General features: G+C 56.7%; 22 protein-coding genes, 1 tRNA gene and 1 pseudogene. 19 read left to right on the top strand and 5 right to left on the bottom strand.

Annotation, left to right across the window (positions count from 1 at the left end):
- Positions 1-24: 24 nt before the first annotated feature.
- Positions 25-100 (bottom strand) — tRNA-Ala (locus tag SMC3_RS03565).
- A gap of 145 nt (positions 101-245) precedes the next feature.
- Between SMC3_RS03565 and SMC3_RS03570 the strand changes: the two genes are divergently transcribed.
- The 19 genes and pseudogenes from SMC3_RS03570 (at position 246) to SMC3_RS03665 (ending at position 18779) form a co-directional block, all read left to right on the top strand.
- Positions 246-1037 (top strand): MTAP family purine nucleoside phosphorylase, encoded by a 792-nt coding sequence (locus tag SMC3_RS03570; RefSeq protein ID WP_119087405.1) that lies wholly within the window; start codon positions 246-248, stop codon positions 1035-1037.
- A complete protein-coding gene (gene thyX / locus SMC3_RS03575; RefSeq protein WP_119087406.1) occupies positions 1034-1672 on the top strand; it encodes an FAD-dependent thymidylate synthase in 639 nt (212 codons plus the stop codon). The genes SMC3_RS03570 and thyX overlap by 4 nt, the downstream gene beginning before the upstream one ends.
- Positions 1669-2718 (top strand): L-threonine 3-dehydrogenase, encoded by a 1050-nt coding sequence (tdh, locus tag SMC3_RS03580; protein ID WP_119087407.1) that lies wholly within the window; start codon positions 1669-1671, stop codon positions 2716-2718. Before thyX ends, tdh begins: the two co-directional genes overlap by 4 nt.
- 4 nt (positions 2719-2722) lie before the next feature.
- Positions 2723-3913, top strand: coding sequence for a glycine C-acetyltransferase (locus tag SMC3_RS03585; protein ID WP_119089834.1), 1191 nt, complete (start codon positions 2723-2725; stop codon positions 3911-3913).
- A 7-nt stretch (positions 3914-3920) separates the two neighbouring features.
- On the top strand, positions 3921-5297 hold the full coding sequence (gene glmU / locus SMC3_RS03590) for a bifunctional UDP-N-acetylglucosamine diphosphorylase/glucosamine-1-phosphate N-acetyltransferase GlmU (protein ID WP_119087409.1): 1377 nt from the start codon (positions 3921-3923) through the stop codon (positions 5295-5297).
- Positions 5287-6234, top strand: coding sequence for a ribose-phosphate diphosphokinase (locus SMC3_RS03595; protein WP_119087410.1), 948 nt, complete (start codon positions 5287-5289; stop codon positions 6232-6234). Before glmU ends, SMC3_RS03595 begins: the two co-directional genes overlap by 11 nt.
- An 86-nt stretch (positions 6235-6320) precedes the next feature.
- Positions 6321-7013 carry a 50S ribosomal protein L25 gene (locus SMC3_RS03600; protein ID WP_119087411.1) on the top strand — a complete coding sequence of 231 codons (693 nt, stop codon included), beginning with the start codon at positions 6321-6323 and terminating at the stop codon, positions 7011-7013.
- A 99-nt stretch (positions 7014-7112) separates the two neighbouring features.
- Positions 7113-7892: a YmdB family metallophosphoesterase gene (locus SMC3_RS03605; RefSeq protein WP_165846547.1), complete on the top strand. Its 780-nt coding sequence runs from the start codon at positions 7113-7115 to the stop codon at positions 7890-7892.
- A 1-nt stretch (position 7893) separates the two neighbouring features.
- Positions 7894-9150 carry a MiaB/RimO family radical SAM methylthiotransferase gene (locus SMC3_RS03610; RefSeq protein ID WP_119089835.1) on the top strand — a complete coding sequence of 419 codons (1257 nt, stop codon included), beginning with the start codon at positions 7894-7896 and terminating at the stop codon, positions 9148-9150.
- Positions 9131-10078: a tRNA (adenosine(37)-N6)-dimethylallyltransferase MiaA gene (gene miaA, locus SMC3_RS03615; RefSeq protein ID WP_165846548.1), complete on the top strand. Its 948-nt coding sequence runs from the start codon at positions 9131-9133 to the stop codon at positions 10076-10078. Before SMC3_RS03610 ends, miaA begins: the two co-directional genes overlap by 20 nt.
- Entirely contained in the window at positions 10075-11325 is a 1251-nt protein-coding gene (locus tag SMC3_RS03620) for a methionine gamma-lyase family protein (RefSeq protein ID WP_119087415.1), read from the top strand. The genes miaA and SMC3_RS03620 overlap by 4 nt, the downstream gene beginning before the upstream one ends.
- Positions 11326-11396: 71 nt before the next feature.
- Positions 11397-12644, top strand: a complete 1248-nt coding sequence (glyA, locus tag SMC3_RS03625) for a serine hydroxymethyltransferase (protein WP_119087416.1) — start codon at positions 11397-11399, stop codon at positions 12642-12644.
- A gap of 8 nt (positions 12645-12652) precedes the next feature.
- Positions 12653-13285 (top strand): uracil phosphoribosyltransferase, encoded by a 633-nt coding sequence (gene upp, locus SMC3_RS03630; RefSeq protein ID WP_119087417.1) that lies wholly within the window; start codon positions 12653-12655, stop codon positions 13283-13285.
- A 3-nt stretch (positions 13286-13288) separates the two neighbouring features.
- Complete coding sequence (locus SMC3_RS03635; RefSeq protein WP_119087418.1) at positions 13289-14269, top strand: MraY family glycosyltransferase; 981 nt, start codon at positions 13289-13291, stop codon at positions 14267-14269.
- Between the two features lie 124 nt (positions 14270-14393).
- Positions 14394-15316: pseudogene (locus tag SMC3_RS09700) on the top strand (UDP-N-acetyl glucosamine 2-epimerase).
- 3 nt (positions 15317-15319) lie between these two features.
- On the top strand, positions 15320-16597 hold the full coding sequence (gene murA / locus SMC3_RS03650) for a UDP-N-acetylglucosamine 1-carboxyvinyltransferase (RefSeq protein WP_119087420.1): 1278 nt from the start codon (positions 15320-15322) through the stop codon (positions 16595-16597).
- A 3-nt stretch (positions 16598-16600) separates the two neighbouring features.
- Positions 16601-16951, top strand: a complete 351-nt coding sequence (locus SMC3_RS03655) for a metal-sulfur cluster assembly factor (protein WP_119087421.1) — start codon at positions 16601-16603, stop codon at positions 16949-16951.
- A complete protein-coding gene (locus tag SMC3_RS03660) occupies positions 16948-17883 on the top strand; it encodes a tyrosine-type recombinase/integrase (RefSeq protein WP_119087422.1) in 936 nt (311 codons plus the stop codon). The genes SMC3_RS03655 and SMC3_RS03660 overlap by 4 nt, the downstream gene beginning before the upstream one ends.
- Positions 17884-18134: 251 nt before the next feature.
- A complete protein-coding gene (locus SMC3_RS03665) occupies positions 18135-18779 on the top strand; it encodes an HNH endonuclease (RefSeq protein ID WP_119087423.1) in 645 nt (214 codons plus the stop codon).
- A 128-nt stretch (positions 18780-18907) separates the two neighbouring features.
- Here the strand turns inward: SMC3_RS03665 and SMC3_RS03670 are convergent, their stop codons facing one another.
- From SMC3_RS03670 to metK, 4 genes are all read right to left on the bottom strand, one after another.
- Positions 18908-19870: a methionyl-tRNA formyltransferase gene (locus tag SMC3_RS03670; protein WP_119087424.1), complete on the bottom strand. Its 963-nt coding sequence runs from the start codon at positions 19868-19870 to the stop codon at positions 18908-18910.
- A 2-nt stretch (positions 19871-19872) separates the two neighbouring features.
- The gene (def, locus tag SMC3_RS03675) at positions 19873-20382 is read right to left on the bottom strand and encodes a peptide deformylase (RefSeq protein ID WP_165846550.1); all 510 of its coding nucleotides are present in this window, start codon (positions 20380-20382) and stop codon (positions 19873-19875) included.
- Positions 20383-20386: 4 nt separating this feature from the next.
- Positions 20387-22357 (bottom strand): hypothetical protein, encoded by a 1971-nt coding sequence (locus SMC3_RS03680; RefSeq protein ID WP_126850786.1) that lies wholly within the window; start codon positions 22355-22357, stop codon positions 20387-20389.
- 123 nt (positions 22358-22480) lie between these two features.
- Positions 22481-23650, bottom strand: a complete 1170-nt coding sequence (gene metK, locus SMC3_RS03685) for a methionine adenosyltransferase (RefSeq protein WP_119087427.1) — start codon at positions 23648-23650, stop codon at positions 22481-22483.
- Positions 23651-23693: the final 43 nt, after the last annotated feature.

Genomic DNA, 23693 nt, shown 5'->3' on the forward strand with positions numbered 1-23693 from the left:
GCATCAGCCGGCAATATCGTCAGATGGTGGAGCCGAGGGGGTTCGAACCCCTGACCTCATCCGTGCGAGGGATGCGCTCTCCCAGCTGAGCCACGGCCCCATCGGCGTTCATTATATGAATTTCGCGGTGATAGTCAAAGCGCCATCGCGAGGATGGAGCCTTGGAAGCTGGTTTTGGGTTGACATTCCCAACCTTGGAACTACAATCTGTTAGGTATTAGACAACTTGTTCCTGAGGAGCAGTCATGTCCAGACCTGTTGGTCTTATCGTTGGCACTGGCGTCGACAGTGTTCAGGTTCTTTCCGATGCGAGCCTTGCCAGCATCAAAACCCCGTTTGGTGACGTATGCTATGCCCGGGGCTCCTTGGGGGATGTGGAGGTCTGCATCCTCAAACGTCATGGGGAAGGTCACGTCGTGCCGCCCCACCTCATCAACTACAGAGCCAATATCATGGCACTATATATGCTCGGCGTCGAGAAAGTCGTCACGACGAGTGCCGTAGGGTCACTCAAGAGGTCGATTGCGCCGGGATCGTATGCGTTGATGGATGGTTTTCTGGACTTCACCAAAGTGCGGGTGCAGACGTTCTTCGAGGTTGGCAAGGTCGTTCACACGGACATGACTCATCCCTACAGTGCAGCCATCACGGACGTGCTGGCTACGGAGATGTTGGCCCTGGGCCTTTCGTTTCAGACCGGTGAAGTGTACGTAGCGGCAGAAGGTCCCCGCTTCGAATCGCCGCAGGAAGTCCACATGTATGCGGCCATGGGTGGATCGGTGGTTGGGATGACGGGCTTGCCTGAGGTGACGCTTGCCCGTGAGGCGAGTCTCGAATATCAGACAATCGCCATCGTCACGAACTACGCGGCCGGCATGGGGACCTCTCTACTTACGCACAAAGAGGTTCTCGACGCCATGGCTGCAGCATCGACATCGCTGGTTGAGGTCTTGCGCCGATCTCTTCCGCGTATCGCGCAACTCCCAGCTGGACGAGCTGACGATGAGCAACCGCTCGACTTTCTGTTGAACTCATGAAGGTAGAACTTCTCGCTTATACTCCGGATGCAGACGTGCTGTGTGCCTACGCGGCTCACATCTGTTACAGTACCGAACCATTCGATGCCCATCGAAGTGCTGGTATACTGCGCAAGGTGTGTGGCAACGGACACCTGTCGGTTCTTGAGCATGCCAGTTTCACATTTCTTGTCGAGGGGCTGTCACGTGCAGCTTCCCATCAGTTGGTACGGCACAGGCTCGCCTCATACTCGCAGCAGAGCCTGCGGTTCACGAAGGCTCAGCCGGTCTTTGTCTCTCCCGCAGGCCACGATTTCAGACCCTTCTATGAGCAGGCTTACATGGAATATGAACGCCTGCTTGCAGAGGGTGTGCACGAGGAAGACGCCCGCTACGTCCTTCCACAGGGCGTTGCATCACGTCTGGTAGTTACGATGAATGCCAGGGAACTGAGACACTTCTTTGAACTGCGTTGCTGTCTAAGGGCACAGTTCGAGATCCGAGCTCTGGCGTGGCTTATGCTGGCAAAGGCCAAAGCCGTGGCACCTCTCCTGTTCGAGAATGCCGGTCCGGTATGTCTACAGGGAATGGAGTGCCCGGAACGCTCGTTTGCGTGTCACCTGAAAATGAAGGGGCATAAAGGAGAATCGGAATGACAGGAACAATGCTAGCGCTTGTGAAGGAACGTCCAGAACGGGGGGCAACACTGACAAAGGTGAACATCCCCTCGATCGCAGAGGACGAGGTGCTGGTCAAGATCGACTATGCGTCTATCTGTGGCACCGATGTTCACATCTATGTGTGGAACGAGTGGGCACAGAACCGGATCAAGACTCCGCATATCATGGGCCACGAATTCGCCGGGCACGTCGTGGAGACAGGCAGGTCCGTGCGGGGATTCAAAGAAGGCGACTTTGTCAGTTCCGAGACACATATTTACTGCGGGCACTGCTATCAGTGCCATACAGGCCACAGTGAGGTCTGCCAGAACCTCCAGATCCTGGGAGTGGACCGTGCCGGTGCATTTGCAGAGTACATCGCTGTTCCAGAGCGCGTGCTCTGGAAGAACGACCAGTCGATTCCAGCCGCGTGGGCTTCCATACAGGAGCCGATGGGAAACGCATTGGATACGGTCAATTCCGAGTCGGTAGCGGGGAAGACTGTCCTTGTCACAGGGGCGGGTCCGATCGGAGTACTCGCCGTGGGGATTGCCAAAGCTTTCGGTGCTACACAGCTTTTTGTGAGTGATCTGTCGGATTACCGGCTCGATCTCGCCAAGAGCATGGGTGCGGATTTCGTTCTCAATCCCAGCCGCGACGACATCGAGGCCGTGGTCAGGGAGCAGACACATGGCATCGGCGTCGATGTTGTACTGGAGATGTCCGGTAGCGAGAAAGCCATGCACCAGGGTCTGAAGGCGCTGACACCAGGCGGACGTATGTCGATGCTCGGTCTTCCTGAGCGCCCGGTGACCATTGATCTGACCAATGAAGTCATCTTCAAGGAAATCCGCATCTATGGCATCACTGGACGCAAGATCTTCTCGACGTGGCAGACTGTATCCCGACTGCTTGCTTCGCGCATTGTGGACCCGAGCCCTGCCATTACACATCAACTGAAGTTTGAGGACTGGCAGACAGGTATGGATGCCATGGTCGCCGGGACCTGTGGCAAAGTCGTTCTCCAGATTGCGGGGAGGTAGCGCAATGAATGAGAAGTTTCAGGAGATGATGCAGGCCGAGCTTGACCGGCTCGAGAAGGAAGGGCTCAGCCTCCGCATACGAACGCTCGACTCAGAACAGGGTCCAGCATGTACCATCGACGGCAAGTACGTCGTGAACCTTGCTGCTAATAACTACTTGGGCATGATTGCTCGCAAGGATGTCAAGGAAGCCGCCAAGAAGGCTATCGATGAGTTCGGCGTGGGGTCTGGCGCCGTCAAAACAATCATCGGCAATACGCGCTTGATCGTTGAAGGCGAGAAGAAACTGGCGAAGTTCAAAGAGGTCGAGGACGTTCTAATGTACCAGGGAGGTCTGACGGCAAATTCTGGCACCATTCCCGCGCTCGTCCACGATGGGGACTTTATTTTCAGCGACGAGTTGAATCATGCCAGCATTATCGATGGTTGCCGTCTCAGCAAGGCGAAGATCGTGCCCTTCAAACATTGTGACGTTGCTAGTCTCGAAGAGAAAATCAAGGAGTACGAGAGCGAGCCAGGCACGAAGATGGTCATCACCGATGGCGTCTTCAGTATGGACGGGGATATCGCTCCCTTGCCCGGCATCGTCGAAGTAGCCAAGAGACTTGGCGCAGTCACTATGGTCGACGATGCGCATGGCGAGGGAGTTCTGGGAGATCACGGACGTGGTATTGTGAATCATTTCCATCTCGAGGGAGAGGTCGATGTCGAGGTCGGAACCATGTCGAAGGCGTTCGGCGTGGTGGGTGGATACGTCGCTGGCACGCACACGCTTGTCGAGTATCTCAAGAACAAGTCCCGCACAATCTTGTTCAGCTCAACCATCACGCCGGCAGATGCCGGTGCAATCCTGAAGGTTATCGATATCTTGACCGAGAGCGACGAATTGGTGCGCAAGCTGTGGGAGAACGCAGCGTACTTCAAGGCCAAAATGAAGGCCTATGGGTTTGACACCTGGCGAAGTGAGACCCCGATCACACCCATCATCATTGGCGATGGACAGCTTGCCAAGAATCTCTCTGCCAAGCTGTTCGAAAAGGGAGTCTTTGCGCAGTCGCTTGGCTTTCCGACCGTTCCAAAAGACCTGGCACGCATCCGCTGTATGTTGTGCTCGACGCACACGAAGGAACAACTCGACTTTGCAGCCGACATGTTCCATGAGTCGGCTCTCGAGCTGGGCATTCTGAAGAGCTAGGCGTCTGATGTCTTATCCTGCTGTCCAGGCCCTGATCCTAGCCGGAGGACTCGGCACCCGCATGAAGAGTGCGGTGCCCAAGGTTCTCCATGATGTCCTTGGCCATCCCATAGTGTGGTACGTTGTTGATGCGCTCAAGGACATCGATGTACAGCCGGTTGTCGTCACACCGGCAGAGAATGATGGGTTTCGTGCAGCGTTCGGAGACCGCCTGGCATACGCGGTTCAGCCCGAACAGCATGGCAGTGGTCACGCTGTTCAGTGTGGCATGGACTACGTTTCTGCGGAGTACGTCCTTGTATGCAACGGGGATAATCCCTTTGCGTCCGCGGAAGACTACCGCGAGTTCCTAGACGAGAGTCTCGCTGAACATGCAGACGCGGCAGTCCTGGCGGCATGTCTCGAAGACCCCGGCCAACTGGGACGCGTCGTGCGGACCGTGGACGGTGCATTTGTTGGCATTGTCGAGGCACGAGACGCGCGGCCGGAACAGCTTGGTATTCACGAGATCAACACGGGCATTTACCTGTTTCGTTCAGTGGAGCTTCGCCGGTGGCTGGCACAGATGAAACCCAACAATGCTCAGGGCGAGTACTACATCACGGATTGCCTCTCAATGGCCGTGCAGGATGGCAGCCATGTGCGTTGCCATGTTGCTCATGGTACATGGGAGATGTCTGGTGTGAACGACCGGGTGGAGCTCGCGTTGGCCGCCGGCCTGCTTCAACGGCGAAAACTGGACCATCTGTGCCGGGAGGGTGTTACCATCGATATGCCGGCAACTGTCCGCGTCGACTGGGACGTCATTGTCGGACGCGATTCGGAGATCCGGCAAGGTTCCTGTCTGAAGGGAAGCACGAAAGTAGGTAACTCCAGCGTCATTGGACCCAACACGATTCTCATCGATGCGCAGGTGGGCGATGAAACAACGGTTCTTGCATCGTTCGTGGAGGGCTCCACGATAGGCAGCAACTGTGCAGTTGGTCCGTTTTCCTACATCCGGCCAGGGACTCTGACAGCCGAACGGTCAAAGGTCGGCGCTTTCTGTGAACTCAAGGCCTCATCCTTGGGAGCGGGGAGCAAGGTTCCACATCTTTCGTACATCGGCGATGCTGCAATTGCCGAGAACGTCAATATTGGAGCAGGTACGATCACCTGTAACTACGACGGATTCACGCATGTCAAGCACCACACGGTCATCGAGAAAGACGTCTTCATCGGCGCCAACAACAATCTGGTCGCTCCAGTGACGATTCATGAGGGAGCGTACACTGCGACCGGGTCGACTATCACCCATGATGTGCCCCCGGACGCTCTTGCCATCGCACGAGCGGTCCAAGTCGACAAAGAGGGATGGGTCAGGAGGAAAAAGCATGGAGAGTGAGTATAACCCGATCAAGATCTTCTCTGGCAATGCAAACCAGCCGCTGGCCGAGAAGGTCGCGTCCTATCTTGGTATTCCTCTCGGTCAGGCTGAGGTTGGCCGGTTTCCTGACGGAGAGATCAAGCTCCGTATCAGCGAGAACGTGCGGGGACTGAACGTTTACGTTATCCAACCCACCAATGCGCCTGCAGATAATCTGTTGGAGCTGCTGATCCTCCTTGACGCGCTGAAACGTGCTTCGGCGGCAAGCATTACAGCAATCATCCCGTTTTTCGGCTATGCACGCCAGGATCGGAAAGTCCGTTCGCGAGAACCGATCAGTGCCAAACTGGTTGCGAATCTTATAACAGTTGCGGGTGCAGACCGCGTGGTCGCAATTGATCTCCATGCCGCCCAGATCCAGGGCTTCTTCGACATCCCCGCTGACAACCTTACGGCCATGGTCCAGTTTGCGCAGTATATCAAGCGCAAGGAGCTGGAAGACCTTGTCGTCCTGTCTCCCGATGTGGGAGGCGTGTCGCGGGCCAGTACGTTTGCCCAGACCATCCATGCTTCAACGGCCCTGTTTGTGAAGAAGCGTCTTTCGCCGGACGCAGTCGAGATTCAGTCGCTCATCGGCGATGTACGGGGTAAGAACGTCATCATTGCTGATGATGCGATCCACACAGGCAACACCATGTTGAATGCCTGCAATCGGGCCCTGAGCGAGGGTGCCAAGAGTGTCATTGCCTGTGCGACTCATGCCGTTTTTGCGGGGGACTCCCTTGGGTTGTTTGCTCGGTCGAACTTCAGCGAAGTACTTGTGACAGATACGATGTTCGTTCCCGGGCGCGAATATCCCTCGATGTTCACGGTGTTGTCGGTGTCAGAGCTGATTGCCAAGGCCGTCTACAGCATCCACAACCACTCATCGGTCTCTGCCCTCTTCCAGCTGTGACAGTCTGAAGCCTCTCTACTTGATTCAGAGCTGATTTGGCATACAATGTCAAAGATATGCTGGTATCTTATGAGTAAGGAGTTGGTATGCAAAGAGTAGCGATAGACGCCGTTGCCCGTGAAAGCGGTAAACATGGCAAGTTAGGCGCCCTGCGCAGGCAGGGCTTCATCCCAGCAGTGGTCTACGGTCACGGAATGGTACCCATGTCCGTGGCCGTTCCTGTGCGAGCATTTGAACGCGTGCGTCGTACGACTGGGGAGTCTGCCATCGTCGAACTTCAGTTTGAGGGTGATAAGGCTATAACCACAGTTGTGCAGGAGTACCAGATGAACCCGATCCGGGACACGTATACGCATGTCGACTTCTTGTCCATTTCTCTTGACGAGCCGTTGACGAGCAGGATCCCGATTCGTCCCATTGGGACAGCCATCGGTCTCAAGGAAGGCGGGGTGCTCGAGCATTCATTGTATGAGCTCGACGTCCAGGCTCTTCCTCTTGACATTCCCGAGTATCTCGAGGTTGACGTTTCCGACCTCGGACTGAAGCATTCCATCCATGTAGCCGATCTGAAGCTTGGCGACAAGATCAAAGTGCTTACAAACGAAATGGCGACGGTCTTCTCGGTCGTTGCGCCAGCTGTCGAAGAAGCCCCGCCTGTTCCTGAGGAGGGTGTTGTGGTCGAGGGCGCTGCTCCTGCAACGGGAACTGCTCCAGCTGCGGGAACTGCTCCTGCCGCTGTTCCTGCTGAGGTCGCTCCGAAGACAGTATCGAAGAAGTAGCACGGCATAACCGTTGTCCGCTCTGCATCAATCGCTTTATATGCGCTGGCCCTCGGGGGCCAGCGTTTTTGCTGTCCACGTCCTCAACAAGGGTTTGTCGTGAGATTACTATTCATCGGTGATGTCTTCGGCCGCCCGGGACGTACGATCGTACGGCGACTGCTTCCACAGCTCAAGGCAGAGTTGCAGCCGACTGTCGTCGTGGCCAACGCGGAGAACGCGACGCACGGAACCGGTATGACCCGGTCGGCGTTTGAAGAACTGAGTGCTGCAGGTGTCGACATATTCACGGGAGGCAATCACACTCTTGGCAAGCCGGAAATTCTTGACCTGATGCAGGAACACGCGACCGTATTGTGCCCCGGCAATATCAGTCCCGCCATCAGGCGTCACGGGTCCGTTATCTGGCAGACGCCGAGTGGTCCCATAGCCGTCGTCAACGTGATGGGACAGTATTGCATGAACGGCGTCGACAACCCCTTCCGATACATGGAAGAGGTCTTGACTGATGCGGAGATTGCTGCCGTGAGTGTAAAGGTCGTTGATTTTCATGCTGAGGCCACAGCGGAGAAGGCAGCGATGCTGCGCCTGCTGGACGGCCGCATGTCGGCAGTACTCGGAACACACACGCACGTTCCAACTGCGGATGCGCGCGTCACGGCTGCAGGCACCGCATTTATCACCGATGTTGGTATGACGGGTGTACGGTCCTCGATCATCGGGTTGGACCCAGAAGTCATGATGCGTCGTTTGGAAACAGGCATCATGTATGCACCACGCGTTGCGGAGGGCGATGCGACGTTGATGGCCGTCGTGGTCGACATCGATGCGTCCACCGGAAGCAGCACATCGATAACACTCCTGCAGAGGGACCACTGACATGGCCGGGTTCCTCATCAAGACCTTCGGCTGCCAGTTCAACGAGCTGTACAGCGCTACGATCGCTGACGCGCTGAGACATGGAGGGCATCAGCCTTCTGATAGTCTTGGCGAAGCATCACTTGTCATCATCAATACGTGCGCAGTCCGCGAGAAGGCAGAGGAGAAGGCCTTCAGCTTCCTCGGCGAAGCCGCGAAGCTTGTTGGTGCCAGTCGTATCGTGTTCATGGGTTGCACAGCCACGCTCGACAGAGAACGAGCGGTTCGCATTGCAGGCCGTGGTCTGAACGTCGTGGAAGGCACCGCGGGCATGGAGCAAGTGCTTTCCCTCGTAGGGACTGTTGTGCCGCTCGGCCAAGTGGACTGCACGGCTCCTCGCTCACTGTTCCCCACGGCAGACATCGAACTCATTCGTGGATGTGAGAGCTACTGCACATACTGCATTGTTCCCAAGTCGCGAGGCCCCGAGGTCGTTGTCGACGCCGGCGAAGTCCTGCATCGAGCCGAACGGGCTGTTGGGAGTGGTTTCTCTGAGTTGCTCTTCCTGGGGCAGAATATCAACAGGTATCGGTCGAGCCTTGGAGGGCTGGTTGAGATCATGTCCACAGTCGATGAACTGGACGGCAACTTCTGGTTCTGGTTTCTGAGCTCTCATCCAGCAAACTTCACACCAGAGGAACTGAGACGGGTCATGGGGCTGCGGCACATCGAGCATCGATTGCACCTTCCCCTGCAGTCGGGGAGTGACCGCATTCTCGAGCGGATGAACCGGCGGTACACGATTGCAGACTATGCCAAACTTGCAGAACCCATCCGCGAGAACACTGGCTGGACACTGACAACAGACATCATTGTGGGCTTTCCCGGGGAAACGGATGATGATTTTGCTGCTACGGTCGACGCGGTCCGTGGGTTCCGGTTCGATGGGGTCTTCCTTGCCAAGTATTCCGACAGACCGGGTACACCAGCGTCCAGAATGCAGGACAAGGTCCCGCCCGCGCTTATCGACGAACGACACTCCGCCCTGCTCAGCATGGTCCAGGACCTGAGCGAGCAGAGCAACCAGGTGCTGGCAGGCAGATGCGTCGACGTGCTCGTCCTGGCAGCACATACAGGCGGCAATGCCTTTGCCAGGTCGATCGATGGCAGGAATGTCTGGTTCTCGTGTTCTGAACCAGCGCCAGGAGTTGGCACGTTCGTCAGTGTGACTATCGACCATGGCTCGAGAGAAGGATTGTATGGCGCCCAAGCCTGCTAGCCTCCCATTGATTGTCGGCATCGTCGGCGCCACCGGAACGGGCAAGACTGCTCTTGCCCTGGGCATCGCCCGTCGTTTCGGAGGGTCGATCATCTCTGCCGACTCGATGCAGGTCTACGAGGGGATGGATGTCGGCACCGCGAAACTCAGCTTGTCAGAACGCCTAGACGTTCCCCATGCTCTCATCGATGTCGTTCCTCCCAAAGAGCACTTCTCCGTCGCGCAATATCAGCTCCTGGCACTCGAAGCTATGAATGCGGCGATCCGCTTGCAGCGTCTGCCGATCCTGGTGGGAGGGACTGGCCTATACGTGAGGGCTGTCCTCGACGGATACGAATTTCTGCCAGAGAAACCCGATGCGAGTCTGCGGAGTCAGTTGCGAACGCTGTCCGAGGGCGAGCTGCGCGCGCGTCTGAGAGCAATCGATCCTGTGGCAGAACGCGAGATTGCCTCAAACGATGTGAGGCGACTGGAGCGGGCCTTGGAGATGAGTGCCGAGTCAGGAGACTTGCCAAGTGCCCTGAAGCAGAGACAGCACCCGGTCCCATGGCGAGTCCTCCGCATTGGTCTGCGTGCAGAGCGGGCTGAACTGTACAGACGGCTTGACCAGCGCGTTGATACCATGGTCTCCGCAGGAATGGAAGACGAAGTGCGGCGTCTGCTGGCGGATGGTCTGAACTCTGACGACACCGCGATGCAGGGTATAGGCTATAAAGAGCTGAGCGCCTGGATGCGCGGAGAGATAGGGCGCGACGAGGCGATCGAGCTCTGGAAAAGGCGGACACGCAATTACGCAAAACGTCAGGAGACATGGTTCAGAAGAGAGAAGGACGTTCACTGGATCGACGTATCCAATCAAACACCTGATTTGGTTCTGGCGGAGGCAGCAGCCCTCGTCGAATCCGCTGCTGGAGGACAGGGCAGATGATCACGGAACGCCAGCTCACGGAACGTGCGCAGCAGCTCGAGGTGGAGTATGCGACCGAAATTGCAGATATTCGTGCAGTTCAACGTCGAAACTTCATGCGTATCCTTGACGCATTTCACGCTGTTGGCTTGTCGACATCGGACCTTCGCCCAATGTCGGGTTATGGCATCGGGGACAGTTTACGGGACAAGACCGAACGCGTTTTTGCCTTGCTGTACGGCGCACAAGCTGCACTGGTGCGCCCGCAGATCATCTCTGGAACCCATGCTCTTGCTATCGCGCTGTTCGGGGTGCTTCGCCCCGGAGATTTGTTGTGTTCCGTGACCGGGGCTCCCTACGATACGATGGACGAGATCATCGGAATCCGCCCATCTGATGGTTCGCTTGAAGAGTTTGGTGTCAGCTATGTCCAGTGCGACATCACGACATCCCCTGCAGAGCAGTGGGAGGAGCAGCTCGAGAGGTGCTTCTTGGCCCAGTTGCCAAAACTTGTCCTGATTCAGCGGAGTCGTGGATACAAGCGCATCCAGGCGCTTCGCGAGGGTGAAATCGCACGAATGATTTCCGCGGTGAAACATGTCTCGCCCAAGAGTCTGGTCCTTGTCGACAACTGTTATGGCGACCTTCTCGAGGATCGTGAACCGACAATGGACGGTGCGGACCTGCTGGCCTCATCGTTCATGAAGAACATCGGAGCGGGGATTGCCCCGACAGGCGGCTACGTGGTGGGGACTGCCAGGGCCGTGGCCCTGGCCGCAACCCGGTACTCGAGTCCGGGAGTGGGTGCTGAGATTGGGCCAAATCTTGGATTTGCCGAGACGTTCCTGCGGAGTTTGCTCTTTGCCCCGATGGTAATTGAGCAGGTTCTGACGGGAAGTCTTCTTGCGAGTGCACTTCTCCAGGAAAACGGCTTCGTCGTGGATCCGGGCCCTCATGAGCTCCGCGGGGACATTGTGTTGCGCATCGAGTGTGGGTCAAGGGAACGGTTTGCAGCGTTTGCGCGCGCTGTGCAGGAATGTTCTGTGCTGGACGCCGATGCTGTACCCGAGCCGAGTCCCATGCAGGGATATGAGACGGAAGTACTGATGGCAGGCGGAACCTTTGTCCAGGGATCCACGATCGAACTGAGTTTCGACGGCCCCCTTCGTGAGCCGTACGTCGGATATTTGCAGGGGGGTCTGAATGCATGGCAGGTGGTGCAGGCGACTGCACGGGGAATCGAGTATAGTATGAATGTGCGCAAGTAGTGTCGTCGTCGGCCATTCGTGGTAGAATATTCGAACGACGAAATGCTGAAAAAAAAAGATGGGAGGTCGTCATGACAGGCTTGATGAGAGTTGATCCTGAAGTAACTGATGCACTGAACAAGGAACTGCACCGCCAGCAGAACAACATTGAGCTCATCGCATCTGAGAACTTTGTGTCCGAAGAAGTCTTGGCAGCGCAGGGTTCAGTCCTGACAAACAAGTACGCCGAGGGATACCCGGGCAAACGTTACTATGGCGGTTGTGAGTTTGTTGATGTCATCGAGACGCTGGCAATTGAGCGTGCCAAAGCGCTCTTTGGTGCGGAGGGAGCAAACGTCCAGCCCCACTCCGGAACGCAAGCCAACCTCGAGGTCTACTTCTCCGTTCTACAGCCAGGAGACACCATTCTGAGCATGTCTCTTGCCGACGGTGGGCATCTGAGCCACGGAAGCCCGGTGTCGCTTGTGGGCAAACTGTTTCACATCGTTTCCTATGGCGTTCGGAAGGACACCGAGACCATTGACTATGACCAGGTAGCCGAGCTGGCCCGAACAGAGCATCCCAAGCTGATTATCGCAGGTGCCAGCGCGTACCCGCGTACCATCGACTTCCCTCGCTTCCGCGAGATCGCCGATTCGGTCGGTGCATTGCTGATGGTTGACATGGCCCACATAGCTGGGCTGGTCGCCGCAGGAGTCCATCCTTCACCGGTACCGTATGCGGATTTCGTCACGACGACGACGCACAAAACACTTCGCGGTCCTCGAGGAGGCATCATCCTCTACAAGGAGAAGTACGCCAAGCAGCTCAACAGTGCTGTGTTCCCTGGCAGTCAGGGAGGACCTCTTGAACATGTTATCGCGGCGAAGGCGGTTGCTCTGAGACAAGCTGCGACTCCCGAGTTCGCCGCCTATCAGAAGCAGGTTCTCGCTAATGCAAGAGCCTTGGCACAGGCGCTGACGGAGCGCGGTTATCGCATCGTTTCCGGCGGCACCGACACTCACCTTATGCTTGTCGATCTGACGTCCAAGGGAGTTACAGGCAAAGAAGTCCAGGCGCTTGTCGAGACTGTAGGCATCACTGTCAACAAGAATGCCATCCCCTTTGATCCATTGCCGCCAAACAAGGCAAGTGGAATGCGGCTTGGGACTCCGGCTGTGACCACTCGTGGCATGCGCGAACCGGAGATGGTTGAGATCGCCGCCCTGATCGACGAGACGATCATGGGGCGTGATGACGAGGAGAAACTGGCTCAGATTCGAGCTCGCGTGACTGCGTTGACGGACCGTTTTCCACTATACGCAGGCAAAATGTACTAGGAGAACTGATGGACCATCGTAACCTTCAGGTGCTGGATCATCCACTGATTCGACACAAACTGACCCTTCTTCGCAACAGGAACACAACACACAAGGATTTTCGTCAGCTGGCGCAGGAACTTTCCGGGCTCATGACGTACGAGGTATGCAGGAATATGCGAACCAAGGCGTGCCCCATAGAGACCCCGTTGGAGCCCTATAATGGGCAGGAACTGGAGAACGAAGTCACCATAGTGCCTGTGCTTCGAGCAGGGCTCGTCATGGCTCAGGGGATGCTCGACATGATCCCTCACGCCAAGGTGGGACACATCGGTCTATTCAGAGACGAGAACACTCTGCAACCGGTTCAGTACTACTGCAAGCTTCCCGAGAGTACCGGTGAGTCAGATGTATTTGTCGTGGACCCGATGCTTGCAACTGGAGGCAGTGCCTCCAAGGCTATTTCCCTGGTCAAGGAACGGCATCCTCGCAGCATCTGCTTCTGTTGTCTCATTGCGGCGCCGGAGGGCATCGAGGTGCTGCAGTGTGACCATCCCGACGTGCAAATTGTCACTCTGGAAATCGACCGTTGTTTGAACGAGAATGGTTATATTCTTCCCGGTCTTGGCGATGCCGGGGACAGGATATACGGGACGAAGTAGTCCATGCATCTTGTGATTACGCAGGCACAGCTCTTGTCGTTTCTCGTGGCTCTGGCGCTGAGTCTTGTGCTGACACCGGTCTTCATCAAGCTGGGGCTGAGACTTGGCATCACCGACAAACCGGCTACCGATGCCGAGGCGAACATCGACGGTCAACGGCGCAGAGTGAATCGGAAGGTGACTCCTCGCACTGGTGGCATCGCCATCGTGATCGCGTTCATCGTATCTGTGTTCTTCTTCGATTCACTCACAATGCAGTTGAAGGGCATCATTGTCGGTGGGGGCATCGTGTTCATTGGCATGCTCCTGGACGACATGTTCGACATCCCCGCGTTGCTGAAGCTACTAATACAGTCAGTAGCAGCAATCGTCGTCATCGCGTTTGGGGTCCGTGTGACCGCATTTACCAATTTTCTGCACGGGGGGTTCTTCCAGCTTGGCATCGGCGGCATCATACTCACGTACTTCTGGATCGTGGGAATCACCAATGCGCTGAACCTCATCGATGGATTAGACGGCCTTGCGGGTGGCGTTGCTGCGTTGATTCTCCTCGCAATGTTCTTCTTCGCCGCGCTCAAGGGCATGGCAACCATGGGGGCCATCCTTGTGGCGCTGCTCGGTGCTGTCCTGGGATTCCTTGTCTTCAACTACAATCCGGCGAAGGTGTTTCTTGGAGACGCCGGGTCTGAGTTTCTTGGGTTCATGATCGCGAGTCTTTCCGTCTATGGCGCCCTTAAACTGCCGACGACTGTCATGCTGATCGTGGCGGTTTTCGCGCTTGGCATCCCCATCGCGGAGACAGTCTCGAGCATTTTCCGCCGGGCGGCCAGACACCAGTCTCCCATGAAGGGCGACAATGGGCATTTCCACTATCTGCTCCTGTTCCATGGGTGGAGCCAGCGACGCATCACGACGCTGTACTATCTGGTGACGTTCATGCTATGCTCGATCGGGCTGGCCATCGCCCTTTTGGGAGTCCACTGACGTGCGTCGCAACATTCTGTGTATCTTTGGTACGCGTCCTGAGGCGATCAAGATGGCGCCCATCGTCAAGGCGCTGGAGGCCGATCCCAGGTTCGACAGTCATGTGCTCCTGACTGGTCAGCACATGCAGATGCTGGACGACGTTGTGCAAATGTTCGAGATCCCGGTGTGGCGAGATCTCAAAGTCATGAAGCAGCGTCAAACGCTTCCGTACCTGACGGCGGCACTTGCAACGCAGATTTCGGATGCAATGGCTGAGCTGCAGCCGGACATGGTTCTGGTTCACGGAGACACCACCACCACCTTCATGGGAGCTCTCGCGGCGACCTATGCAAAAATCCCGGTGGGTCATGTCGAGGCGGGACTCAGGTCTCATCAGAAGTTCAGCCCCTTCCCCGAGGAAGTGAACCGCATGCTNNCAGCAGGATCGATGTCGTCGGAAACTCAATCGTGGACGCCGTGCACATGGCCTTGCCCCATCTTCGTGCTCCAGACATCATGTCGAGGGTTCGACCGGGCAGCCCTATGATCATCATGACGGCACACCGTCGCGAAAACTGGGATAGCGGTATTGCAATCTTCTCGGACGCGCTCGTGAAACTCTCCAGGTTGCATCCGGAATTGACGTTTGTCTTTCCGGTACATCTCAACCCGGTTGTGCGAGAAACGGTTTTCGGGATTGCATCGGGCCTGTCGAACGTCGTGCTCACCGACCCTCTTCCGTACTTCGATTTCCTGTATATGCTTGAACACTGTGTTGCCGTTCTCAGCGACTCGGGCGGAATTCAGGAAGAGTCCGTGACGCTTCACAAGCCGATGCTCCTGCTCCGTGAGGTCACCGAGCGCCCCGAGGCTGTGACAAGCGGCTGGGTTAAGCTGGTCGGCCAGGACGAGGACCTCATCGTTTCGTCGTTCGAGCAGCTCGTGGCAAGTGATTTTGTAGTTCTGGGCGGGGACGGGATCAATCCATATGGCGATGGAACAACTGCAGTGCAGATACTCACTCGCATCGACGATTATCTCAATGCGACCCACTCAGGAGGGTAACGTATGACCATGGAACAGAGCTTTCTCATCGAGGGAGGGAATTCGCTCCACGGTTCGGTCCGCTGCAGTGGCGCCAAGAACTCGATTCTGCCGCTGGTGGCGGCTGCGATTGCTGTCCGCGACGTTGTCAGTTTCCAGAATGTCCCGGACATCAGCGACCTTCAGTCTCTCCTCACTCTCATCCAGGCGATGGGCGTCAAACTGGTTTCCTTCAGTAATGGAGAACTGGTGCTGGACACCCGTGGTCCCATTGAGACGCGCGTCGAAAACACCAACGGCTACAGCTTGCGCGGAACGCAGACACTGGTAGGAGCACTTCTTGGGCGCGAGCACAGGGCAATGCTCCCATCGCTGGGCGGCTGCAGTATTGGCGCTCGACCTATCGACCTTCACATCAAGGGGCTGCGAGCCATGGGCACACAGTTCGAGTGGAAAGACGGCTATCTTGTTGGTCAGGCCAAGGCTCTCAAGGCCTGTGATGTCTACCTCGACTTTCCCAGCGTGGGTGCGACGGAGAATCTCCTGTTGGCAGCCGCTCTTGCCGAAGGAACGACACGTGTTTTCAACGCGGCCCAGGAGCCGGAGGTGTACGATCTCATCTCCTTCCTCAACAAGGCAGGCGCTCGTATCGTGCCCGTTTTCCCATTCGGATTCCGTATCGAGGGCGTCGCTCAGCTGCACGGAGCGTCTCACCGCATCATCGGCGACCGCATCGAAGCTTCAACTTTGATGATCGCCACGGCCATTACGCAGGGCGAGGCTACCATTACGGGCATTGACGCCCGTCATATCTGGTCGATCGTCGCCAAATTGCGAGAGACTGGAGCGGTGGTTGAGGTCAAGGGAGATGATGCCGTTGTCGTCAAAGGTATTCCAGGATACCGGTCGACGGATATTCGTACTCTGACGTTCCCGGGATATCCGACGGATGCCCAACCTCAGATGACCACGTACCTGACACTGGCGCATGGCAATTCGGTTGTGGTGGAGAGCATTTTCGAGAACCGGTTCGGTGCTATCCTTGAGCTTGAGCGCATGGGCGCCCGCATTAAGGTGGCGGAAGAGACAGCTATTATCGAAGGCGTCGAGTCACTGAACTCGGCGACAGTCCAGGCAAAGGATCTGCGGGGTGGTGCCGCTCTGGTGCTAGCCGGCCTTGCAGCGCATGGCACAACCACCGTAAAATCCATCCATCATATTGACCGGGGATACGAAGCGCTGGACGGCAAGTTGTCTCAACTGGGCGCGCACGTGACTCGTGTCAACCAGCCGGAGGTATAGACCATGATAGAACAAGAGCAGGTTCTTGACGCACTGCGGGCCGTCTATGACCCTGAGATTCCGATTAACGTCGTTGACCTCGGGCTGATTTACGGAGTAGAGATCACAGCCGAGGGGGACGTCACGGTCCGTATGACCATGACTGCTCCGCAATGTCCGATGAGCGGTTATCTGCTCCAGCAGGCTGATCAGGGGGTTCGGACTGTAGCAGGAGTGCGGAATGTCAAGGTGAATCTTGTGTTCGATCCTCCGTGGGAGCCCTCCATGATCAAAGAAGATGCCCTGAAGAGCGCCGGTATTGTCACGGACACTTCGGCTGACCCGGCCGGAGGCGACTGCTCCACGGAAAAATGAAGGAGATCACGCCGCGACAGCCTGCAGGCACGCTGGCGGCGAATCTTGACCAGCTGATCGAGAGCTTCCTGCTGGCACAGGATGTCGGCATCACGAGCAAAATGGTGTATCGACGCGCGCTCAAACGGTTCAAGGAGTTCCTGTCGCTTCGAGAGGCTGCCGGCGGCGTCGGCTACCTGACGAAGACCGACATCGTCCAGTACAAGAGCCATCTGCTGGCGGAGGGGCTGTCGCCTCGGACGGGGAATCTGTACCTTACCTCCGTCCGCCAGTTCTTCAAGTATCTTGAGTCCAACCGCATCTATCCCGATGTGTCCGCGGGCCTCAAAGGCTTCAAGCGTTCGTACGGGTTCAACCGTGATCCGCTTACCCTGCAGCAAGCGCGCGATCTGTTGAACTCCATCGATACGAGCGACATGATCGGCCTGCGAGACTTTGCGATGATCAACCTGATGCTTCGGACAGGTCTTCGCACGATGGAAGTTGTTGGCTCCAACGTCGGAGACATTCGTCAGACGTCCAACGCGACGCTTCTGTACGTTCGCAGCAAAGGGAAGGATGCAAAAGATGATTTCGTTGTCTTGACCCGAGAGGCCTACGAACCGATTGCTCGCTACCTTGCAGCGCGTCACTGCACCGACCCCCGGGCGGCGCTGTTCGTGTCACACAGAAACTACAACGAGGACGGGCGGATCACGACGAAGACTCTGCGGTGTGCGGTGAAACGGCAACTGCTGGCAATCGGTGTGTTCTCCTCGCGCATCTCCGCGCACTCGCTGCGGCATACCTTTGCCACCATGGCCCTTCAGAACGGGGCCACGATAGAACAAGTGCGTGACACGCTCCGACATCAGAATATCACGACGACACAGATCTACGTTCATACGACTGACCGGCTGGAGCACGCGGCCGAAGACACCATCAAGATCTGAGCAGCCTCTGTCTATCCCCATGTGCGGAAAAGTGGCCCTGGGAAGAGATTTCGATTCACGAGACGTGCTGTTGTGAATGAGATCGCAAAAAACCCCACGTTCTTGAAGGATCACTTAAATCCAACCATGATCCCTGACCAGCATAGGGCAATTGTAATCAGTGTGTCTTGCCAGGTACTCGCCCGAAAAGCGACTCAATCCCGCTGGGCGTCAGTTGCCCCAACGGTTGAGGAAAGGCTGAGTGAGAGACAATGATATCGAGAGAGGAACAACGAGAGTACTCTCGCAAGCTGCTCAACGAAGGTCGGGGCAGTTATCGCCAAGGCAAGAGCTTCGACTATCCGGTGCGTTTTGATGGAGATGCCGTTATCATCACCATCCACAAGATATTCCAGAAGAAGGATCTAGCGGATAGGGACTACGACGTCATTGTGGACATGGATGTCTACAACCGCCTCAACGACGAGAACCGTCGCCTCTTTGTCCACCCATACATCGGGGGACAGTGGCACAGGCACGACAATGTTGTCCGTATCACAGTGGACATGACCGAAGAACGCCCAGATAACAACTGGTCACTCTCTTGGTATGTCCTGGGTCATCGTTCAGAACCGGGGGCTATGGCAGATCACATAAACGGAGACGACTTGGACAATAGGAAGGTGAACCTTCGTTGGGCAACACACGAACAGAACATGCAAAACCGGCCAGGCTGGAACAAGTACAGCTCTTATCCGGGGATCTCTTTTAAGAAAGACACAGGGAAGTGGGACGTTTGCGTCCATCGGTCATTCGAATCCTTGGAGGAGGCAGAAGCATTTTCAGAGGCTGTCCACGATTCGGTGTTTGGGCAGTATGCTCGGAAACCAAAACATGTCGGTGTGGTTTCGAAATGAATACCTGGTTCTGGTTGGCCTGGATTTTCGAGACTATGGACTGATCAGAATCGTGGTATACAAATCAATCTTTGTGAACCAGGGGTCCAACTGTGGATAACTTTGCAGCGACTCCCGAGACGAGGAGTCTAGGTGGACGAGGTTTGACGGAGGATGGTTCCGACGACAATACGTCGACCATTCAGGAGGTCGACCGTCGACATGGGAGTCTTCCCCGGAAACTGGAGCTCTAAAAGTTCGAGCCATCCGTCGCTGCAGCGAACGGCGGCACGCTTGCGCAAAAATTGTGCAACCGTACCAGAAGGGGCGTCTGCGGGGAGGTCGGTGTCTGCAGACAAAGGGATAGCCCTGAGGATCTTCAGCCGGTCCGTTTCCTGGAAAGTGCACGCACATGGTTCAGGGGCAAGAGCTCGAACAAGATTGTATGCCTGCTCGACCGAACCTGACCAGTCGATGAGCTCGTCGTCAAACTTGAGCTTACGTGCGTAGGAGCCCGCGCCGGTTTGTTGCAGTGGCGTTGTTGACCTGTGCAACAGTTGGTCGAAGACGTGCAACGTAAGCGGTGTACCCACCCGGATGATAGAAGCCTCGACATCGGTGCGGTAATCCGAGTCGGCAATTGTGAACGGTTCCTGAGCCAGGAGTTCGCCTCGGTCCAGCAGGCCGTTCATTCGAATGACGCTCACGGCTGACTGTCTGCAACCGTCCATGATCTGGCGTTCAATAGGAGCCGCTCCCCGGTACCAAGGCAACGGGGATGGGTGGAGGTTGATGGAGGCAATACGCGGTGCGTCCAGGAGAGCCTGCGGGAGGAGTCTTCCGTAGGAAAGCAGGAACAGGATGTCGGCGGCATCGTCGACCAGTCGCTTTGTCAGTACCTCTCCAGGGGTCTCTGCGCCATTGAGCACGGGAATTGAATGGGACTGCGCCCACGCTTGTACGGGGTTGGCCAGGAGCTTGCCTCGGCGGACGCGAGGCTCCTCTGACACGACCGCAAGGACGATGTGAAACCGACATCTGATGGTCTCGAAAACCGGGACCGAAATCGATGACGAACCAAAAACAGCGATACGGGGAGTGTCCGAGGCCATCGTCAGAGCTGCTGTCCCTTTTCCCTGATTGTCTGAGTCAGTGCTGCGCCGACAGGACTTCCTTCCTGCACGGAAATCGTGGACGGGTCAGTGATCCGATCGACGAACAGCATACCCTGGAGGTGATCAAACTCGTGCTGGATGACGCGAGCTTCAAAATCGACGTATCTGTGGATGCGTCTCTTGCCCCTTTGGTCGAGATATGACAGCGTAATTTCTGTGGCACGGTCTACTGGTGCATAGACGCCGGGGATACTGAGACAGCCTTCCTCATCGGTCGCCGATCCCTTGCGCTCCAGGATCTGGGGGTTCACCACGAGATGAAGTCCCTCACCGACATCATAGATGAAGAACGCCTGACTAAGACCGACCTGAGGGGCAGCCAGGCCGACTCCTATCGGTTTCATGAGATCTTCCATCGATTCGGCCAGATAAACAAGCTCACTCGTGACCTTCCGTATAGGTTGTGCCTTCTTTCGAAGGATGGGACTGCCAATCAGCACGATTTTCATATAACTAGTATACCCGGATGGCGGCATTCTGGAAGTGTCTATTGTGCGAGAGAGCGATGCCAACACGCAGTCCAAGGGCTGCCTGCAGGGAGTCGGCGCGGAACTCGAGAGAGAGGACTTTTGCCTGAGCTGAGACTGTCAGCAGATCCGCGTGCAGCCCGCGGAAATCCACTCCTTCCACAGCAAGGGCAGTCCCCAGGTCCCTGCTTATTGCATCCACATCGGGGTTGGCGCCACGAGACGAGACTCGTATGACGAACTGGCGTGCGAAAGGTGGCATCAACAGCTCGCGGCGCTGTTCTCTCTCGTTCTCAAGGAAGGCTGCCATGGTCTCAGTACCGTCGAGAATGCCTCGCAGGCCTGTGGAACGGCGGTCGAGCTGGATCAGAACAGTGCCTGGCGCGGTTTCTGCTACCGCGCCACGGACGACGACGGCCAGCTGCTCGATGTTGTCGAACACCGGGTGCCGGAGCCCTACGCTCACATCGGGAAAGACAACGAGCTCAGGCTTCAGGACAGCGATGCGCTGGACATCGGCATACGTGCCGAGAAAGAGTGACGGACCGATGTTCTGCACGACCATGGCCTCGTCGGTGGGTGTCATCAGCTGGACGGCTGAGACTGGAAACGTACGCTGGAGCTCACGGGCGAGGTGGTCCAGACCGTACCCGCGTGATCGAAGTTGTGTCCCGTGGCAATTGGGACAGAGGTCGGGCGGAGGCTCCGAATGACCGCACTGTTTGCAGAAGAGCCTCTTCCTGTCGCCTCCCAGGGTCAGTGTCGCACCACAATCAGGGCAGGTCGCCGTGTACCCACATTCCGCACATTCAATCAGTGTCGCAAAACCACGGATGTTGAGAAGAAGCATGGAGTCCTTGCCCTGGTCGTACGTTTGCCGGAGGAGGCGCATCGTGGGTGCGAGGAGAACCCCCGAAGGCCCAGTCTGTTTCTCCGAGGCAGCGTTCTGACTCCGAAGAACGAAGGTAGCAGACACGTGGGCAGGGTTCTCGACCTCTGGCCCCAGCGCGGAGTCTGTCGGGACGCCGCACGCGTCAAGCACTGAGAGTGTGGGTGCACTCACTCCAGCCAGACACGGGATGCCGTGCGCCTTGCTCATGTCAGCTGCAACATTGAGAAGACTTCTGAGCGAAAAGTGTTGCCAGAAAAAGGGCCACTCCCCGGGGATCCCCAGATCGACGACAACAAGTATGATTTCAGGGAGGATCAACGACGAGAACTGACGGGTGCTCAACCAGACGGTCGAGTGGCGGTCGCCACGAAAGCGTCTGGCACTGACTGAGGGCCAACGGACAACCGGAATGTTCCAGTCGCGGGACAGGAGCCCTTCGTAAAGACTCGCGAGCACGTCCGAGCTGACGATCAGGGCAACGCTGCCACCGTCGGTGATCGCGGCTTCGATGGCCGGGCGAAGGCGAATCGCTCTGTTCACGAAGGATCCGACAATAAGCTGTGGATCACTGTGGTCGCCCCGTGCATAAGACACTCGTGGCTCGATGTCGGCTAGTCTGCTGTCGACAACAAATCCCTGTTCATAGAGCTTGCGTCTTGCGGGGGTTGAGAGTTTCCAGAGCGCGGTCTGTAGGTGGATAGTGGCTTCAGTGTCTGAAAGCAATTGGCGCACTGGAGCGGTCTTTGTGGAAAAGGAGGGGTCCCGCGCGGCCATCACCTGCAGATTGTGCAGAAGCAGTGCCGGTTCGGGTGCGGTGAGGCGAGCCTTGCTGCGGTCATGCGATTGAGATGCCTGCAGGAAACGGACGATCGCGAGGGCATCTTCCCAACCAAGGACCTGTCTCTCGAGAGAATGCTGGAGCGCCACCACATCAAGCCCCCGCGCCGGATAGATGCCAGGCGCTGAGCACACACTCAGGACGGGAAGAGGAAGCCCCCCTGTCTCGGACCATGGACCCTCGGGTCCAGATACCGATACGAGCAGGGCAGGAGCCACATCGTGCATAAAAGGAACCAGGAACCACGTTCCTAGTTCCGGATTGTTCCCAACCGAACCGAGATCGTATGAGAGGAGGTTACGTGAAAACGGACCTCTCTGTGTCAGAACGGCAAAACTGCCAAACACGGGCTAGATGTTGAGCCAGTTCTTCAATTCTCGAACCAGGTCAAGTTCTTCCCAGCTGAATCCCGGGCGTCCGAAGTGACCGTGCATGGACGTCTGGCGGTAAATGGGCTTTCGAAGCCCGAGATAGTCGATCATGGCGGTGGGAGTCATTTCGACATTCTTCGCAATGGCGTCCCGTACGATCGACTCGGGAATCGCGCCAGTGCCTTCGAAGGAAATCTCGAACGAAGCGGGGTCCTTCTGACCGATAACATAAGCCACCTGCGTAAGGCATCGATGGGCAATACCAGCTGCCACGATGTTTTTGGCGAGATACCGCATAAGATACGTCGCTGACCGGTCCACTTTTGTGGGGTCCTTGCCAGAAAAAGATCCTCCGCCATGCGGGATACGTCCCCCGTACGTGTCGATGCCTAACTTGCGCCCCGTCATACCCGTGTCGGACTGTGGGCCACCCACGACAAACTTGCCGGTGGGATTCACAAAGATCGTGGTCTTGCTGTCGAGAAGGTCAGTCGGCAACGATGGCCGTACGATCTTTTCGATAATCTCCTCACGAGCCTCATTCGACATTCGTGAGGGATTGTCAGGATCAAGAACGGTATCGAGGTGCTGAGACGAGAGGACGACAGAACGCAAGTAAACGGGCTTGTCGCCATCGTATTCCAGCGTGACCTGACTCTTGCCATCCGGGCCCAGATAGTCAAGGATATTCTGCTGCCGGACTTCCTCCTGCCGCATGGTGAGCTTGCGCGCCAGTTCGTACGGTAGCGGCATATACTCGGGCGTTTCGTCCGTGGCATAGCCATACATGATACCCTGGTCCCCGGCACCACCTGCATCGACACCCTGGGCAATGTCTGGAGACTGACGACCAATTGCGTTGACGACCGCGCAGGTCTTGGCGTCAAACCCATATTTCGGATGATTGTAGCCAATGGTGTCGATAGTCGACCGGACGACGCCGTCGACGTCGACGAATGCGTTAGTCGTAATCTCTCCCCCGACAATGACCAAGCCATGTGTGACAAAGGTTTCACAGGCGACGCGGCTGTATCGGTCCTGCGTAAGCAGTTCGTCCAGAATGGCGTCCGAGATCTGGTCGGCGACTTTGTCGGGATGCCCGATCGTCACAAACTCTACGGTCTGGCTGGTGCGCGCATTTTTGTCCATGGGTCTCTCCTTTCGCAAGTTATCGACACCCCGCACGCTCGTA

The organism is Candidatus Cryosericum hinesii, from assembly GCF_003570985.1.
GTDB lineage: Bacteria > Caldisericota > Caldisericia > Cryosericales > Cryosericaceae > Cryosericum > Cryosericum hinesii.